Below are 17,600 nucleotides of genomic sequence, written 5' to 3' on the forward strand. Positions count from 1 at the left end.
ATATGTAACGATTCACATTCGATTATTTATCTTCTGCGATACGTTTTTTGTTGATGTCTTTCCACATCTCAACGTCTACGCCCTTCCAGCAAAGCTTATCCGGGTTGTAGTACGGGTCTTTCTTTGCTTTCATCTGCTCTTCGTAGTCTTTGTACAGTGCAAATACCTTCGGAGACAGAAGCAGTACAACTAACATATTGATCCATGTAGATCCACCCAGTGCCAGGTCGGAAAGGTTCCAAGCCAGACCGGAATCGATATTGCCCCAGATGAAGATAAGGATAGGCATAACAATCTGCATAATTCTGATAACCACTTTACGGGTAGCTGCTTTATCATCGCCCTGGAACAGGTAAAGAACCGAAGTCTCGCCCTCGTAATAGTAGCTGATTAAGCAGGTAAAGGAGAACAAAGCCAGCATGATAGCAATGAACAGAGGAGCAATACTTCCCATAACGGTGCTGCAGGCATTCTGAACGAAAATAACGCCATATGTTCCATCTGCTGCTAACTGAGCCATCTGATCGTGCATTGCACCGGTACCACCGATGTAACCAAACTGTGTATTGTAGCATCCGCTTAAGAGCATCATCAGACCAGAAGCGGTACATACGATAACGGTATCCAGCCAAACACCAGCTGCGTTTGCCATACCCTGTTTAATCGGGTGGCTGGTCTCTGCTGCTGCGGCGGTCGGCATGGACTCACCCATACCAGATGCAGATGAGAATGTGCCTCGTTTAACACCCTGCTGGATAGCGATACCAACGCCGCCGCCCAGAAGAGCTTCTTTGGAACCAAATGCACAGGATACAACCTGAGCGATAACGCTCGGAATCTGACCTGCGTTTGCGATTAAGATAACAACGGTTGCAATCAGGTAAATGCCTACCATCGGCGGAACCAGCATAGATGCTACAGAACTGATTCGTTTAACACCACCCATAACTACAACTGCCATAGCCAGTGCGATAACCAGAGCCGAAATCCACATCGGAATACCTAAAGCGTTCTTAAATCCATCGCAGATTGTAAAGGTAGCTGCTGCCGGCATGAATAATACAACGCCCAGTCCGAAGAATGCTGCATAGAAGGTACCATAAGCTTTCCAGCCAAGACCTCTCTCAGCACAGTAAGCGCCGCCGCTTCGATACTGACCATCGATACGGTTCTTATAAAGTACGGATAATGTACACTCAGTAAAGCAAACAGCAGAGTTTGTCATACCAGCGATGATCATCCAGAAGAGTGCGCCAGGTCCGCCCATGTAAAGAGCTACGGCTACACCGGCTACGTTACCGGTACCAACACGCATCGCCATGGTTGTACAGAAGGATGCGAATGAAGAAATACCGGATTCAGACTCCGACTTGTCAATGATTCGGCTCCACATATCTTTAAAATGAACAAACTGGAAAAAGCCGAGACGGATTGTAAAGTATAAACCACTACCAACAATCAGAACTAACATTCCAACGCCCCAAATGGGTCCGTTCAACATACTGACGATGTTGTTAATTGCTTCCATATAAAGTTCCCCCTTTATTTGATGTAGTGCCGCGCGCTGGCTAAGCAAGTTTTTCAATTCGCTCAAAAAACTTCTTGCTTTTGAAAAAATTATATCACTAAAGTGAAATTTGTTCAACAAAATTATTTGAATTTATTATGCAGAGTTTTCATGATATAGCATAGAATCATGAATCCCTCTGTTTTTTTCATGAAATAAATTGCACTTTTTCGAGCGTCAATTAGTATAAATGCACAAGATATCATGATATTTTGTCTACAACTGCGCCATTTTCCGTTAGACTCCCGTTCAGAATTTTGTCCATTTTCTTTCGGAGTTTCATGAATTTTGTTTACCATTTGTTTATTTTTTAACTTTTTGTGTGTTTCATTTAGATGAATTTTTTATGTTGTATTTGAGATCGTAGGCATATTTCTATCTTTTTCTCCCATTCTTTCACGAATATGATATACTAGGGACACTTGGCAGAGCCATCGGAATGAATGTCCGCCGCACACGCACCCATGTAATCCGCCCGGATATTCCGTATGAATCAGATTCGTATTCTACATAATTCTTACAAATCTTCTCATCCTCCTTTGGTATCTGTCAGCTCTGTACATTTTATGAATCAGACCGAACGCTTATTACGAAAATGGAGGGAGTATTTTTTGGATCTCAAAGATATGCGGCTTTTTTTAGCCATTGCAGAAGAAAATAACCTGACGCGTGCCGCCCAGAAAAACGGTTACACGCAGTCGGCGGCAAGCCATATGCTGCGAAATATTGAAACAGAACTCGGGTTTTCCCTGTTTTCGCGTTCCCAGAGAGGACTTGCCCTGACGCGGAACGGCGAGGCACTGCTTTCCCCGATCCGGCGGACGCTGGCGGCGGCGGAATATTTTGATCAGACAGCTGCCTCCATCCGGGGTGTCCAGACCGGGCACATCCGGATCGGCGCTTACTTAAGCGCTTCCGTCCAATGGCTGCCGCCCGCCCTCAAAAAGTTTCTTACCGATTACCCGGATATGACCGTTGAAGTGCTGGAGGGGTGTTCACAGGAGATTGAAGGATGGCTGGAAAATAGCTCCATCGATTTCGGCATCGTCGGCCCCCACCCGGACGGAAAGATGGACTGGCTTCCCCTGAAAAAAGAACCCTACCTGGCTGTCTGCGCGAACGATTCCCCTTATGCTGAATATGAGCGCTTTGACTTAAAGGATCTCCCCAAGGTTTCTTATATAGAAGAAAAAGGTGAAAATGACCTGCTGCGCCAGTTCCAGCAGCTCGGCATCACACCGCCAAAGCCGTCGTTTACCTCGCAGAACACCTACTCCATGCTCGCGATGGTCAGCCACAACCTGGGCGTCTGCATCCTGCCGGAGCTGGTCGTCCGTGATATTTCTAAAAATGTTGTCCGGCTGCCGCTCAATCCGCCGATGGAGCGCGTGCTCGGTGTCCGGATTCCGTCAGCCAAAAAAGCGTCCCCAGCTGCCAGCCTACTGATCGCGCAGCTGCAGCGGACAGTGTTTGAGTTAGAAGGGCCACTTTTATAGTCAGATGCTTTTTAGAAACTTAAGATGAAAGTTTTGGGAAAAGAGGAGTCATTCGAATATGAATTTTCAATCAATGGAATATTTTGCCGCGGTTGCGAAAAACCGCAGCTTCACTAGGGCCGCCGATGCGCTGCATATTACCCAGCAGACATTAAGCGCCCATATCGCCGGAATCGAGCGGGAGCTTGGATGTCCGCTCCTAATCCGTCACATCCCGCTGGAGCTTACCTATGCGGGGGAGGTATTTCTGCGCTATGCAACGGAATTTAATACAAAATATGACTGTATGCTTCACGAATTTGGCGATATTTTAAATAACCAGACAGGAAAACTGCGGATCGGCATCGCATTCACGCGCGGACACGCCATCATGCCGGAGCTGATCGCCGCCTTTCAAAAGGAATATCCCGGCGTGGATGTGGAACTCGTCGAATCTTCCAACGATGTGCTGCAAAAATACCTGCTGGACGGCACAATTGATCTGGCGATCGCCAATTTTTCAGTTCGCATTCCCGGCATCATTCTGCGGGATTTCTATGAGGAAGAGATGGTTCTCATCGTCTCCACTGCCCTGCTGCAGAACATTTACGGCAAACAGACCGAAGCCATTATCCAGGAAGTCAGCCGCCATCACCGCTACTCCCTTCTGGCTCCATGTCCGTTTCTCCTAAACCGTGAACATGATCTAGTCGGACGCATCGGGCGGAATATCCTCGCGACAGACAACTTCGTCCCCTCGGTTCATGCCTGCTCTGACAACATCGCTACCCTGCTTGCCCTCTGCGCGATGGGAAAAGGTGCCTGCATCAGCCCAAAAAACCTCGCATTTTCTATTCTCAGCAAGGAACAGCTGGATACACTCCATGTCTTTACGCTCGGGGAAGAAGCGCGGTACCCGATCAAATTTGCGTGGCTGGAACAGAGCTATGAGTGGAATATGATTTCACGGTTTATTGAATCGTCGCTGAAATGCACTCATTAAAAACAGGGGAGACAGCCTCACACACACCGCTGTCTCCCCTGTTTATTCCCCAAATGGTCCCTGTGCGCCTCGGCGCACGCCTCTTATTCATCTACCAATGTAATCTGTACCCGTTTCCCCATCGCCGCTGCGATCTTTACCATAAAATCCAGCGACGGATTGTAGCTGCCGCTCTCGAAGCGGGTGATATTCGGCTGGGAAATCCCCGCCTTTCTGCCAAGCTCCGTCTGTGTCATGCCGTTTAACTTACGATTCTGCTTAAATCCCTCGATCGTCGCCTCCCGCGCCTCCTGCTGCCAGCGCTCCATCCACTGTCTGTATTCCGCATCCGTCTGAAACGTCTCCGGAATCCTGTTTGCGTTTTTCATTGTGCTACCTTCTCCTTTTCGAATCTGCTCTGCCGCGGCGCCACCCTCCCAAAGCCCGCCGCTGCCGTCCTCTATAGAATACCATCTTTCCACCCTATAAATCAAGGTATTTCCCTGTAACGGTTCACCGGCAGTTACTTTAGATCGCCTTTTCCCCTAAAACATACGATTCGCGCGCTCTGCCACTTGAAAGCAATGCCTCTCTTCTGGTATAATAGATGGACTTATGCAAACATCTGCCTGACCGCTTCCAATCGGCGGACTTCTAGATATTTGCGGCAAATCTTATATAATGTTTGAGGAGTTACAATTTCATGGAAAAAAGAGAATCTTTCAACAGTAAGTGGGGCTTCATCCTCGCCTGTATCGGCTCGGCGGTCGGTATGGGAAATCTCTGGATGTTTCCCACCCGCGTCTCCCTGTACGGCGGTGGCTCGTTCCTGATCCCGTACTTTATCTTCGTCGCCCTGATCGGCTCCACGGGTGTCATCGGGGAAATGTGCCTGGGACGCGGCACCCGCTCCGGTCCAATCGACGCGTTCGGCGCTGCCTGCGAGACACGCGGCAGGCGCAAACTGGGTGACGCGCTCGGTTTCATCCCGGCAGCCGGTTCCCTCGCGATGGCGATCGGCTATACCGTCGTCATGGGCTGGATCCTAAAATATGCCATCGAAGCCTTTACCGGTGCCACGCTTGCCCCGGCCGACACAGACGGTTTTGCCTCTGCTTTCGGCTCGATGGCGTCCGCATTTGGAAACAATGGCTGGCAGCTTGCCGCCCTCTTCTTCTGCATTCTGATTCTGATGTTCGGCGTCGGAAGCGGAATCGAGAACGCCAACAAGCTGATGATGCCGGTATTCTTCATCCTGTTTGTCTTTTTAGGCATCTACGTAGCATTCCAGCCGGGTGCGATGCAGGGTTACCGCTACATTTTCCGCATCGATCCTGAGATCCTCGCAGACCCAAAAACATGGATTTTCGCACTGGGGCAGGCATTTTTCTCCCTGTCCGTCGCCGGAAATGGAACCTTAATCTACGGTTCCTACCTCTCCGATGAGGAAAACATCCCGGCATCCGCCGCGCGGGTTGCCCTGTTTGATACGATCGCCGCGATTCTCGCCGCCCTCGTCATCATCCCGGCAATGGCAACCACCGGCGCAAAACTTGATCAGGGTGGTCCGGGACTTCTCTTCATCTACCTCCCGAACCTCATCCGCTCAATGCCGGGCGGTACGTTGATCGCGATTATTTTCTTCGTAGCCGTTCTCTTCGCCGGGATGACCTCCCTGCTCAATCTCTACGAAGCACCGATCGCCACCGTCCAGGAAAAACTCCACCTCGCCGCGTCCCTGCCTGCGCAGTTATCGGTATCATCGGAGCTGCCGTCTCCCTGTTAATCCAGGGCATCGTCTCCGACTGGATGGACGTTCTCTCCATCTACATCTGCCCTCTCGGTGCCGGACTCGCCGGAATCATGTTCTTCTGGGTATTCGGAAAAGACTATGCAGAAACGCAGGTCAACAAAGGTCGCGAAAAGAAATTTTCAAAATGGTTTGTACCGGTGTGCCGCTATATTTATATTCCGGTATGTGTGCTGGTATTAATATTAGGCATCGCATTGGGCGGTATTGGATGATATGAAAAAGAATGTGCCTTGGCACATTCTCGCGGAGCGTTTTTTATTTCTTAGGACGCAATTTCCTATGAAATAAAAAAATGATTGACAAATCTCATTTCCGCGCTATAATAAGAACTATCATTTAAAACCCACAAAACAAGTAGGAAATATATTTTTATAATCGTTTATGAATTTTAAGGAAAGGAGGAAACCATCATGAGAACATCTTATTCAGTTATGTCTGCTATGTGTTGTTGTATGGAGTGTATGTGCTGCTGTTGCTGTGACACTCTTACTTTTGTTGTGCAGACAGATAACTGGATGATATCTTCATGAGGTTTTTCTCATCTTGCTTTCACTGGAAAGTGATAGATACAATCCAATTTAGGAGGTCTGGACAACCAGACCTCCTTTTTTGTACCCATTTATATTTCAGTATGCAAAATTAAATATTTATATTGCATTTAGATATATCATTCGTATAAAAAACGCGACACATACAGAAGTCATTTTTCAGGAATTATCCCTTAAAAATGTGCTTCCCCAGATAAACAAAGTTAAAGGAGACCAGAAATGATTCGATTTGAACATTTAAGTAAAACATTCCAGACGAAAGACGGTGCATTTGAAGCACTGAAGGATGTGTCCTTCGAAATCGAAAAGGGCGATATCTACGGCGTCATCGGTTATAGCGGTGCCGGAAAATCCACCCTGATCCGAATGGTAAACGCCCTGGAAAGACCGACTTCCGGAAAGATTTTCGTCGAAGATAAGGACATTGGAAGCCTGAGTGCAAAAGAGCTTCGCAGCCTCCGAAAGGGAATCGGAATGATTTTCCAGCAGTTCAACCTCCTGGAATCCAAGACAATTTACGACAACGTCGCGATTGCCCTGAAACTAAACGGCACCCCCAAAAAAGACATCGAAGCGCGTGTGAATGAGCTGCTGGAGTTCGTCGAACTTTCCGATAAGAAGTCCTACTATCCGGGACAGCTCTCCGGCGGACAGAAACAGCGCGTCGGTATCGCAAGGGCACTTGCAAATAATCCGTCGATTCTTCTCTGCGATGAGGCGACCAGCGCCCTCGACCCGAAAACGACCGATTCCATTCTCGATTTGCTAAAGAAGATTAATGAAACTCTTCATATTACAATTGTGATTATCACACATGAGATGAATGTCATCCAGAAAATCTGTAATAAAGTCGCCGTCATGGATTTCGGTAAAGTCGTAGAAACGGGCTCTGTCATTCAGGTTTTCTCAGACCCGCAGTCCGATATCGCCAAACGGTTTGTCGGCAATCTCATCCACGACGTTATTCCGGAACCGCTCGTCGAGAGCATCCGCCGAGAAACGCGGAACAGCCGCCTGCTCCGCATCAAGCTGGAAAATACAGACAGCACCGAGCCGCTTCTCTGGGATATCAACCGGCGGTTTGAGGTGGAAACCAACATTCTCTACTCCACCATCAACGTTATTCAGGGCATAGTTGTCGGCATCATGCTCGTTCTCTTCATCGGAAGCGACGAGGAAATCAAAAAAGCCGAGCGCTACATTCTCGAATCAAACGAAGAATATAAGGAGGTTGTATTACCATGATTCAGCAGTATTTAGGCATTTCGCCGGACAAACTCATCAAGGCCGGTTGGGAAACCCTGTATATGGTCGGTTTTTCCCTGATTATCGGTTCCATCGTCGGATTTTTCATCGCCATTGTCTTATGGCTGACCCGCAAAGGCGGGCTCAAGGAAAATCCATTGCTTTACACGATTTTAAACGGTTTCATCAACATCATCCGAAGCACACCGTTTATCATCCTTCTGGTATGTGTAATGCCCTTTACGAAAATCATCGTCGGCACCCGGATCGGTACCAGGGCGGCTATCGTGCCATTAGTTATCTATACCGCCCCATTTTTAGCAAGACTTCTTGAGACATCGCTTCTGGAAGTCGGCGGCGGCATCATCGAGGCAGCCCAGTCGATGGGAGCGACCACGTTCCAGATTATCGTTCATTTTGTGCTTCCAGAAGCATTTGCTTCGGTTATCCTGGCTCTGACAACCGGCACCATCGCCCTCATCGGAGCAACTGCGATGGCCGGCTACATCGGAGGCGGCGGCATCGGAAACATCGCCCTGACCTACGGCTATCAGACCTTTAACTTCCCGCTGATGTTTGCGACCGTTTTCATCCTGATTGCATTTGTCTGGATCATCCAGAGTCTGGGAAACCGGCTGTCACAGAAGAGACGGACACATCAGTAAACCAAATCATATCATAAAAGCTATTAAATTATTTTATATCCAAAATAACAAAACGAAAAAAGGAGAACCCCATTATGAAAAACGTAAAAGCCTATGTAAGAACCACCCTGACCGCCGGTCTGATCCTCGCAGCTGCTGTTCTGGGAGGCTGCTCAAAGAGTGATGCTGGAGCTCGCTGCTGATACTGCCGCTGCTTCTTCCGGCACCGAATCTGCTGCTTCCGCCGATGCTTCCAATTCTAATAAGAAGGAGCTCAAATACGGAAAAGCTGCCGGTCCGTACACTGTCTTATTTGAGGATGCCATCAAACCAATTCTGGAAAAAGAGGGCTATACACTCACCGAGGTTGATTTCTCTGACCTTCTCCAGAATGACCTTGCTTTAAATGACGGCGAGATCGATTTCAATGTAGAGCAGCATACCGCTTATGCCGAAAATTTCAACGAAGCCCAGAAGGGTAACCTGGTCCCGATTTCCCCGATTCCGACCGTTCCGGCTGCCATCTTTTCTGCCACCGAAACCTCTCTGGACGCCATTCAAGACGGTGCCAAAGTAGCCGTTCCGGACGATGCCGCCAACACAGCCCGCGCTTATGTACTCTTACAGAAAGCCGGATGGATCACTTTAAACCCGGATGTAGATCTCTCCACTGTCACCCAGGCAGATATCACGGAAAACCCGTACAACATCGAATTTACCGAAATGAACTCCACTAATATTCCAGCTGTTTTAGATGACTTTGATTATGCGGTTATCACCGGAAGTATTGTATACAATGCAGGAATCGATCCATCCACTGCCCTTCTTCAGGAAGACATTCTGCCGCATCTGATTCTGCAGGTCGTTGTAAAAGAGGAAAATAAAGATGCTCAGTGGGCAAAAGATATCGTTGCTGCTTACCACTCCGATGAATTCAAAGAATATTTAGACAAGAATAACAATGGTTTATGGTTTGTTCCGGAGGAACTGTTTAACTAATAGGAAACAGCATCGGAAGGCACCAGCAGGAAACAGGAGGATTTCACATGGCTCTCATTTTAGATAAAACCGAACAGAAAATTGTCGATATCATCGACGCACACCGCAACGAGATCATTGCATTCGCCAAAGATATCTACACCCATGCAGAGCTGGGTTATAAAGAATACAGAACTGCAGAAAAATTTGCTTCTTTCATGAAAAATCTGGGGCTTGAGACAACGGAAGGATTGGCTGTCACCGGTGTCAAAGCCTACTTAAATGAAGAAGAGAAAAAGAATGTAAGTCTGGCCCTCATCGGGGAACTGGATGCGCTCCGCATCCCGGAACATAAATATGCCAATCCGGAGACTCAGGGAGCTCACTGCTGCGGACATCATGCCCAGCTGGCCGGTGTCATCGGTGCAGCCCTGGCTCTGACCAATGAAGATGTTAAAAAAGAGCTGGACGGACAGGTTGTATTCTTCGCCGTACCGGCAGAGGAATATGGTGAGATTGAATTCAAGAACTCCCTGACCGCCCAGGGAAAAATCAAATATGGCGGCGGAAAATGTGAACTCATCCGCATCGGTGCTTTTGATGATATCGACCTGGATATCGTCCACCACACCGGTGACAAGGATATCAGTGTGGGTTCCCACTCCAACAATGGTTTCGTCTCCAAGGTCATTCGTTATAAAGGACTGGCTGCCCACGCAGCCGGTACCCCGCATCTGGGAGTCAATGCATTAAATGCAGCTTCCCTCGGACTTTCTGCCCTGGCTTACCAGCGCGAAACCTTCCGGGATGATGACCATGTCCGAATCCATCCCATTATCACAAAAGGCGGAAATCTCGTCAATGTAGTACCGGATGAGGTGGTAATCGAAACTCTGGTACGTGCCGCCAACAAGGATGCCATCGCCGATGCTGCTGCCAAAACAGACCGTGCCTTCAAGGCAGGTGCCATCGCCGTCGGTGCTTCCTGCGAAATCACCACTATGCCCGGATACCTTCCGGCTCTGAGTGAAAAAGCCGATGAATCAGTCCTGGCAGCCGCTGAGATTGCCGCACAAACCAGTGAAAAAGATTACCAGATCGTCCAGGAAGATACCCACGCCTACAGCGGCGGCTCCACCGATGTGGGGGATGTACAGCATCTGCAGCCGGTCCTTACCTTCAACACCGGCGGTAAGGTAAGCGGTCTCCACTCCGTTGATTTCGATATCGTAGACGATGAGCTTGCCTATGTGGTCACTGCAAAAATCTTCGCCCTCTCCGCTTACCGCCTGCTTCGGGACGGGGCTGTGAAAGCAAAAGAGATTGTAGCGAATTATCAGCCCATCTTTACCAAAGAGGAGTATATCAAATATATGGATTCCTTTATTAAGACGGAGACGTATCAGTAAGATAACAGAAAAGAAGGACGGGAGGTACTTTTTACAGCACCTTCCGTCCATTTACAGTCAACTTAAAGGTCGTTCCCAGTATCTCCGCCGACTTCCGGCAAAGCATCATTCTTCCCAGGAAAAACTCAAAATAATCATACATGGAACATATCTTTTCATCTACCTGAAGATTCAGGGCAATAACTGAACGCTCCTTTTCAATCTTAAGTTTGGACTCTGTTACCGCATAATTCACACATGCATGTCTCTATTCTTCTTTTTTTACCTGCTTCAGCAGTTCTTCCGATACTCCATCCAGCAGATAATTCTTATGTCCGCTTCCTGGTCTGTCTGTGCGTTCCCGGATCTGATTCTTAACACGCTTTACTTCCTCCTGCAGATCTCTGGCCGAATAGAGTCCGCATCCCTGACCCCGGATGATAATCTGCTCCAGACGGTCAGAGGTTGCCACCATGACCTTATATTTTCTTCCATTTTCATGGGCAAACTTCTCGATATACTGATCCGCCGTCTCTGCTTCCTTTGTAAATACCACATGAATATTGTGGTAATCAATGGCCTCTGTCCAGTGTCCCTGTACCCGGTATGCATCAAATACTGCAATCACTTCGATTCCACGGCTTCCCTGATAATCACAGAGAATATCCAAAAGCTTATCTCTGGCACTGTCGATATTTACCTCCGACAATTCTTTTAATTCATCCCAGGCAAATATGATATTGTATCCATCTACCAGAAAGTACTCTGTCTGTCCGCCGGACTGCTTTCCCCCGTTCCTTTTGCCGCTTCTCCCCGGCTGCTTCCGCCTTTTTGTGCGGCACCGGCAGCTGACTCCTTCCGGCGTGCGGCAGTCTCACCGTAGACACCGGCTCCGTGGGAACAGAAGACCGAGCCGCTTGGGTTTGCCAAATCCGCATCCAGATCATAACCGGCTGCTTCGATGACCTCTTCCTCATTATGGCAGGGTCCATATCCATCCAGGGATGAAACCGGTGCACGGTCGGTAAGTATCGCCTGTCCATCCTCCAGAATCGGTCCTTCAAAAACCGCAAACCGGCGTTCCAGATCCGTCATTGCACGTCCTACCATCTTGTCCGGTATCGTCAGATGAAATGCATAAAATGGCTCCAAAAGCATCGAATGTGCCTGCATCAGGCCATGACGGATAGCCCGGTAAACCGACTGACGGAAATCACCGCCATTCAAGGTATTCACAGGCAATTTTACTACCTGTTATGATACCATGAATGGTGGGAATTGTAAAATTTTATCATCGGTTGATGAAATTCAGTACCACCACAAGCAGCAGCATATGAACTGGATAAAATGCATAACAGAGATACTGGAATGGTTTACTGTGGTAGCCCTGTCTGCCGCGGTACAGCCAGATGGGGATCAATGCCAGAAGCGCAAGCCCCTGCTGGCACAGTTCAAATTCCATGCCAAAGAGCTGAACCGGATACATCAGACCGCCCAGCAGTTCCACATTCAGCCAGTATAGGGCAGCCAGCTGTCCCAAGAAGCACCACCATTTCCGCCCATGGAGGAAATAGAACACAAATACCGTCAGAACACCGACCCCGTAGTAATCCACCATGCAAAGAGTTCCCAGTACCAGACCTGCCAGCACAACCAAAACGCACACCAGCAGATACATCCAGGTTTTTCCTTTTTTCCGTACCTGTTCCATAAGCCAGACACCTAAAAGACCCAACAGGAATGTCCAGAGGACATTCTGGTGAACTGGATAAAACCAGGTACCGCCGTACATCAAATCAAAGGGAATTTCTGAAAGCACTGCAAACAGCAGCATCCGAAGGATGTACTTTTTAAAGCTTCTGGTGTGGAAGTACCCCTCCACCGCCATAAAAGCGAAGATAGGAAATGCCACTCTTCCGGCACAGGTAAGCCACTCCCTAGCAGGAAGAAGCGTCGCCCAAAGGTGATCCATCAGCATAAGCGTCATGGCGATAATGTGCAGGACAGCTGCAGTAAGTTCAAAGTTTTTTGAAGCAGATGAATCCATTCAGTTCTTGTTCCTTTCCTATTGCATTTCTATCGTATAATTATAGCTGTATGTGTGAACATAAAGCATATTGTCCTGAGGCACCAGAAGATCCGGCTGTTTTTTCAGCTCCAGGCTTGCAATAACCTCGCCGGTGTGAAGGTTGAGCTGATAAAGATAATCCTTTTCCGAGGTAAAACCATACCCGCAGATAATAACGTCCTTTTTTACAATAAAATTCATGGTGTTACAGGTCTGATCCCCACTTCGCCAAAGAAGCTTGTTATTTTCCAGATCATAGGCAAACATAAAGCAGCTATCCGGCTGTGCGTAACCATTTGTCACACTGATGCCATAAAAGATATCATCCAGGAGGCAGGCATTATTGCCGTTGATATACCATTTATCCGTTGGATACTCCAGCACATACAGACAATTTCCGGAAATATTTTCATAAATATACAGCGCATCCCCGGACCAGATATACTGATATTCGTCATCATAGAAATTATTCCATTCCTTTCCGACCATAGGAAGGGATAACTGTTTGCTTTCATACCATTCGTTCGCAAAATCGATTCCATTTTCCTCTTCCGACACAATTTTTAACGTTAACGGTGAAACTGCATCTCCCTTCGGATGAATCTCCCCAACTCCGGATAAGTCAATGGTGATATACTTAGTTTCAGGAGCCGCATTTTCCCCTTCCCCTGCATCCTCATTTTGAATCAATACGGACTCCTCACCGGTCTCCCGGACACTTTCTGCAACACTTGACTCATTTTGCATCGTATAATCCATGTCCTTCTTGCCACAGCCAGCCAGGGTAAGCAAACAAGTCCACACAATCATAAAAGTTAGAAGTTTTTTCATATATATCCATTCCTCTATGCTCAAAAAGATGTTATCACTTTGGATGAACTTTCTTCTGAGCCATTTCTATTTGAACACGTTGAGAAGTTACCTTAACTTATCTCTATATCAAAACATGCCCGGCAGTTTCGCCGCCAGGAATAATCCAGCACCAAATGAGATCAGATTGGCCACAAAGGAATACAGGATATAATATGCATCCTCCTTTTTCTTTTCTGATAGCCTCTTAAGAATTGTGCAATACAACACTGCCTCCAGAGCAAATACAATCAGCTCAAAAAGTACATAGAAAAATGTAAATGCAAGAGGGCCGGAATTATAATTAATCACATTGAGCAGCACATTTAAGATAATTTGCGTAATAATGTTGACAACAGCCAGAATCAACAGCTGTTTTTTCTGTCTGAAACCAAACAGCAGCGCCACCAGCATTTCGATTAAAATAGTAAGGACGATCCTTGCCCCAAGAGCCAGCATCTCCTGCCGGTAATTATACGAACGGTAGGCCTCAATCCGCTCATTGGTACTCAAATCATCATTGTATTCCACCGAACCGATATCCACACCATCCATATCCACTGTATAATACGTATCAAATGCATAACGAGCATAAATTCCACTGGATACAAAGGTTTCCGTTTCCGGATAATACAGAAGAATCTTAAAATCACCCGGCGGATAATAGGTCCATGCAAGCTCTTTGCTTTCACTTACCTTCCAGCTCCGCTGCAGAAAATAGTATCCATCCGGATCCTTGTAATTCACAAAGATCTTCCAGATACCAGGATCCATGTACTCTTTCTGGGCACTCTCCGTTCTTCCATCCCAGGCACTTGCCGGACCAGTAGATTTCTCCTTCGACAGCAAAGTTCCATAACAGAGCTCATCCCCCATATGCTCAAACTGAATCCGAACAGAGGCCTTTGGTCCCATATCGGCATTGACTGTCATCGGAAACAATAAAACTACCATTATCATGCATAGAAACATCATAAAAACAGGACTGTATTTTCTATTTTTCATACCAAAAGCCTCCCTTCAGATATTTTTATTCTGGTAAAGAATCTCATCGGCATTCTTGCTGCAAAATACTACATCCGATGGGAATCATCTTCCATCTTGTAAACAAACAGGCGGTTCATCCCCTCCTGCCATGGGTATTCAAATTCCAGACGATTCCCAATTCATCACATATTCTTTTTCTCCTGTGAATTCGTCCATCTCTTCACTCTGAATAGTAAATCCTTCTCGTTGATAAAAAGACATTGCCCTGACATTCTTCTGATATACCTTTAACTGTAATCTGTCTTTTTTATCCTTGATGTAATCCAACAACATTTTACCGATGCCACGTGACTGCATTTCGTCAGAAACAAAAATACCTTCTATGTATTCATCATTTATTCCTATAAAGCCTTGAATCATTTTATCATCTTCATACACATAAACTTCCGCCTGTGGCAGCATTTCCTTCACGAATTCATAATTACTTATCCAGTATTGTTCAGGAATAAAAAAAATGTGCTTTCAGATTAGTTTTCAACCATATATCAGCGACTCTATTTATATCTACCTTCTGCAACTTTCTAATCATAACGATTATTCTCCATCCAACCTGATTATAACACGATTAACTCATTACGATTTACCTATCTGTACTCAACAATTTCTTCGAAAGGTTTCCTTGGTCTTTTAGCCGGAGCTTCATTGGCAAATCCAATCGCAACAATTCCTGTCAATTGGCTGTCTGTTCCGATAAAATCCATCAGCTCATTATAGGCAAAACAAGTATTGGCAATCCATAAGGTGCCCAATCCATATCCCGTTGCTGTCAGAATCATATTTTCAATCGCCGCACCTATGGACAGTGAATCACATATTTCAACAATTCGCTTTTCATTTTCAATGCTTGCAAATGGAGTATGCTGGTTGGTATTAAGCACTGCTATAAGGCATGGGGCCTCCTGCATGATTCTAACGGTATTCTCAGCATCCGGTATGGCAAATGCCCATTCCGGCATAAGTTCATGGGTCATTTTTTCTGAATTTATACCATGACGCATGACATCAACCAGTTTATCTTTTTCTTTCCCCTGATATACAATAAATTTCCAAGGCTGCCTGTTTTTAGCAGATGGTGCAAGGGAAGCACTGTATATGATCTCGTCAATTAACTTCCTTTCGATCTCATCTGGCTTATATTTTCTTATACTTCTTCTATTCTCAATTTCACGTATCATAGATTTCTCTCTCCTTTAGAACCTTGCCCTCAAGACTCATCTTCTCCTATGATTTCCAACCTATCCATCCCAACATGACATTTCAGGAAAAGCACCTCAACACCTGCTGCCTTTGCCTCGTGAAGTGCAGCGCCAAATTCGGGATGCGTTTCCGTATTCGGCCTGACTTCACTGATGCCTTCCATTTGAATCACAAATGCTATCAAACATTTATATCCTTGTCCGCACGCAGCTGCAAGTTCCCTTAAATGCTTAACTCCTCTTTCCGTCGGGGCATCTGGAAAATATCCAACTCCGTCTATCTCAAGGGTGCAGCCTTTGACTTCCATTAGATATTTTTGCTTTCCTTTTTCCATATAGAAATCCATCCGGCTATTTCCAAAGGTATACTCTGGTTTAATACAATCATACCCCTGTGTCATCAGCCATTCTTTTACCACTTTATTCGGTGCCTGAGAATCAATGTTAACCCATATCATATTCTTCTTAACTGCAATCAAATCATAGCGAGTCTTTCGATTTGGATTCTTTTCTATGCAATCTTCCAAAATCACTTCCGCCCCCCGCAGCAGTAATTCACGACAACGTCCCGTATTCTTTACATGAACCGATTCTACCTCTTCCGAGCCATCAATCTTTACCCGCGCAATAAAACGATTGGGACGTTCTATGAAAATTGCTTTCACTATCTTATCATATTTCATGTGACGTTTCCTATTATATGTACTGAAACATTCATTTTACACGATTGGATTCACTGACAGCGGCCTGTGCTTTGCAGTATAATAATCACAATCAATTCGAATAACAGTGAACTACTCGGTAACTAAGTTACCAAAGCATCTGAAATCTGGTGGGATACCGCCTTTTTTCAGGGTGCGTCCATGACACCACTACCGCTTACCTTTCGGCTATACAGCTACTTTTATTATTTCTGGATTCTTTAGTCCGGTTACGGACAGTTCTTTCTGTTTTCCGGATACGGAAAGATGTTTACGCAGGATATTAAATGCTCCTACTGCATCCGCATTATATCTTACTCCATCCGTTATATACATGCCCCGCTCTTTTCTGTTTGATGCTTCTGCATATCTTTTTGATATTTCTGGTGAAAACGGGCTGCACTGGCTGGTATCGCTTTCCAGTTCTGGTTCTTTGACCTCATAGATAACGATAAGGTCACATTTTCCATCTTCCGGTGGATAGATCCGCAGTTGCTTTATGTGATCCATGTTCCTGAAAATCTTATTTTCAAGATATAGAAATTTTTCATGAATCCCGTAAGTTTCTTCCATGTAGCTTTTCAGATCCTTTGACAGAGACAGCCGTAATTGGCCGGAACCCTTCTCGTGCCGGATTCCCATCTGCATGTAAGTGATCGGTATATTGTCCTGTTTAAATCGCGGAGGATTTGGCACTTTGATCCCGCCGGTCTTTTTAAGGGCATAAAATGATTTCCAGGCTTTATCCAGCTGCTTGCAGGTCTCCTGCGCTGTCTGGGACGGAAGCTGTCTATACCACAGATCTCCTTTATGCGCTTTCTTCTGATAATACCAGTCAGGATACTTCTCCAGCCCCAATTCTTTATATCGACGGCGTTCATAGTTGCAGACATTCCAGAGCTTGGAAGCAGCGTAACACATATGCCCTATAATATTAGAATATTCCGGCCGGATATTGACCGATGTTCTGTGCGACAACAGCATTCTCCTCCCCCTTCAGACAGCCATGCATATGAATATTTACAATTCACATTGAATTAATACGACTTGCTCTGATGTTCAATATAACGGCGAATATTTTCCTCAGATACGGATCCGA

Annotated in this window: 17 protein-coding genes and 2 pseudogenes; 8 read left to right on the forward strand and 11 right to left on the reverse strand. The window is 46.3% G+C overall.

What is annotated here, in order from left to right; genetic code table 11:
* Positions 1-22 precede the first annotated feature (22 nt).
* The gene (locus DWZ16_RS12695; protein ID WP_107000609.1) at positions 23-1,528 is read right to left on the reverse strand and encodes an alanine/glycine:cation symporter family protein; all 1,506 of its coding nucleotides are present in this window, start codon (positions 1,526-1,528) and stop codon (positions 23-25) included.
* A 650-nt stretch (positions 1,529-2,178) separates the two neighbouring features.
* On the opposite strand from DWZ16_RS12695, the gene DWZ16_RS12700 reads away from it, so the two are divergent.
* Entirely contained in the window at positions 2,179-3,063 is an 885-nt protein-coding gene (locus tag DWZ16_RS12700; RefSeq protein ID WP_181357188.1) for a LysR family transcriptional regulator, read from the forward strand.
* 58 nt (positions 3,064-3,121) lie between these two features.
* Complete coding sequence (locus tag DWZ16_RS12705; protein ID WP_118468310.1) at positions 3,122-4,045, forward strand: LysR family transcriptional regulator; 924 nt, start codon at positions 3,122-3,124, stop codon at positions 4,043-4,045.
* A gap of 83 nt (positions 4,046-4,128) precedes the next feature.
* On the opposite strand, the gene DWZ16_RS12710 is transcribed toward DWZ16_RS12705, so the two are convergent.
* Positions 4,129-4,413 (reverse strand): helix-turn-helix domain-containing protein, encoded by a 285-nt coding sequence (locus DWZ16_RS12710; RefSeq protein ID WP_022360005.1) that lies wholly within the window; start codon positions 4,411-4,413, stop codon positions 4,129-4,131.
* 314 nt (positions 4,414-4,727) lie between these two features.
* Between DWZ16_RS12710 and DWZ16_RS12715 the strand changes: the two genes are divergently transcribed.
* The 6 genes from DWZ16_RS12715 (at position 4,728) to DWZ16_RS12735 (ending at position 10,661) form a co-directional block, all read left to right on the forward strand.
* Positions 4,728-5,810, forward strand: a complete 1,083-nt coding sequence (locus DWZ16_RS12715) for a sodium-dependent transporter (RefSeq protein WP_412694349.1) — start codon at positions 4,728-4,730, stop codon at positions 5,808-5,810.
* Positions 5,811-5,833: 23 nt separating this feature from the next.
* The gene (locus DWZ16_RS17000) at positions 5,834-6,049 is read left to right on the forward strand and encodes a hypothetical protein (protein ID WP_412694350.1); all 216 of its coding nucleotides are present in this window, start codon (positions 5,834-5,836) and stop codon (positions 6,047-6,049) included.
* A gap of 555 nt (positions 6,050-6,604) precedes the next feature.
* Positions 6,605-7,630 (forward strand): methionine ABC transporter ATP-binding protein, encoded by a 1,026-nt coding sequence (locus tag DWZ16_RS12720; protein ID WP_107000613.1) that lies wholly within the window; start codon positions 6,605-6,607, stop codon positions 7,628-7,630.
* Positions 7,627-8,295, forward strand: coding sequence for a methionine ABC transporter permease (locus DWZ16_RS12725; protein ID WP_022360002.1), 669 nt, complete (start codon positions 7,627-7,629; stop codon positions 8,293-8,295). The genes DWZ16_RS12720 and DWZ16_RS12725 overlap by 4 nt, the downstream gene beginning before the upstream one ends.
* Before the next feature lie 162 nt (positions 8,296-8,457).
* Positions 8,458-9,273 (forward strand): MetQ/NlpA family ABC transporter substrate-binding protein, encoded by an 816-nt coding sequence (locus DWZ16_RS12730; RefSeq protein ID WP_118522980.1) that lies wholly within the window; start codon positions 8,458-8,460, stop codon positions 9,271-9,273.
* 47 nt (positions 9,274-9,320) lie between these two features.
* Positions 9,321-10,661, forward strand: coding sequence for an amidohydrolase (locus tag DWZ16_RS12735; RefSeq protein WP_118522981.1), 1,341 nt, complete (start codon positions 9,321-9,323; stop codon positions 10,659-10,661).
* Between the two features lie 31 nt (positions 10,662-10,692).
* Here DWZ16_RS12735 and DWZ16_RS12740 read toward each other — a convergent pair whose 3' ends face one another.
* The 9 genes and pseudogenes from DWZ16_RS12740 to DWZ16_RS12790 form a co-directional block, all read right to left on the reverse strand.
* A complete protein-coding gene (locus DWZ16_RS12740; protein WP_182427368.1) occupies positions 10,693-10,896 on the reverse strand; it encodes a hypothetical protein in 204 nt (67 codons plus the stop codon).
* A gap of 12 nt (positions 10,897-10,908) precedes the next feature.
* Positions 10,909-11,861, reverse strand: a pseudogene (locus tag DWZ16_RS15580) (NYN domain-containing protein); the annotation flags it as partial.
* 70 nt (positions 11,862-11,931) lie between these two features.
* Positions 11,932-12,687 carry a TraX family protein gene (locus tag DWZ16_RS12755; protein ID WP_022359997.1) on the reverse strand — a complete coding sequence of 252 codons (756 nt, stop codon included), beginning with the start codon at positions 12,685-12,687 and terminating at the stop codon, positions 11,932-11,934.
* 18 nt (positions 12,688-12,705) lie between these two features.
* Positions 12,706-13,539, reverse strand: coding sequence for a hypothetical protein (locus DWZ16_RS12760; RefSeq protein WP_022359996.1), 834 nt, complete (start codon positions 13,537-13,539; stop codon positions 12,706-12,708).
* Between the two features lie 108 nt (positions 13,540-13,647).
* Positions 13,648-14,562 (reverse strand): hypothetical protein, encoded by a 915-nt coding sequence (locus tag DWZ16_RS12765; RefSeq protein WP_233430206.1) that lies wholly within the window; start codon positions 14,560-14,562, stop codon positions 13,648-13,650.
* A gap of 138 nt (positions 14,563-14,700) precedes the next feature.
* Positions 14,701-15,133: pseudogene (locus DWZ16_RS12770) on the reverse strand (N-acetyltransferase).
* A 55-nt stretch (positions 15,134-15,188) separates the two neighbouring features.
* On the reverse strand, positions 15,189-15,779 hold the full coding sequence (locus tag DWZ16_RS12775; protein WP_107000623.1) for a nitroreductase family protein: 591 nt from the start codon (positions 15,777-15,779) through the stop codon (positions 15,189-15,191).
* 29 nt (positions 15,780-15,808) lie between these two features.
* Positions 15,809-16,483: a DNA/RNA nuclease SfsA gene (sfsA, locus tag DWZ16_RS12780; RefSeq protein ID WP_107000624.1), complete on the reverse strand. Its 675-nt coding sequence runs from the start codon at positions 16,481-16,483 to the stop codon at positions 15,809-15,811.
* A gap of 207 nt (positions 16,484-16,690) precedes the next feature.
* Positions 16,691-17,485 carry a hypothetical protein gene (locus DWZ16_RS12790; protein WP_243022027.1) on the reverse strand — a complete coding sequence of 265 codons (795 nt, stop codon included), beginning with the start codon at positions 17,483-17,485 and terminating at the stop codon, positions 16,691-16,693.
* Between the last annotated feature and the right edge of the window lie 115 nt (positions 17,486-17,600).

The sequence above is a fragment of the Clostridium sp. AF29-8BH genome, from assembly GCF_003478145.1.
Classification (GTDB): domain Bacteria; phylum Bacillota; class Clostridia; order Lachnospirales; family Lachnospiraceae; genus Otoolea; species Otoolea fessa.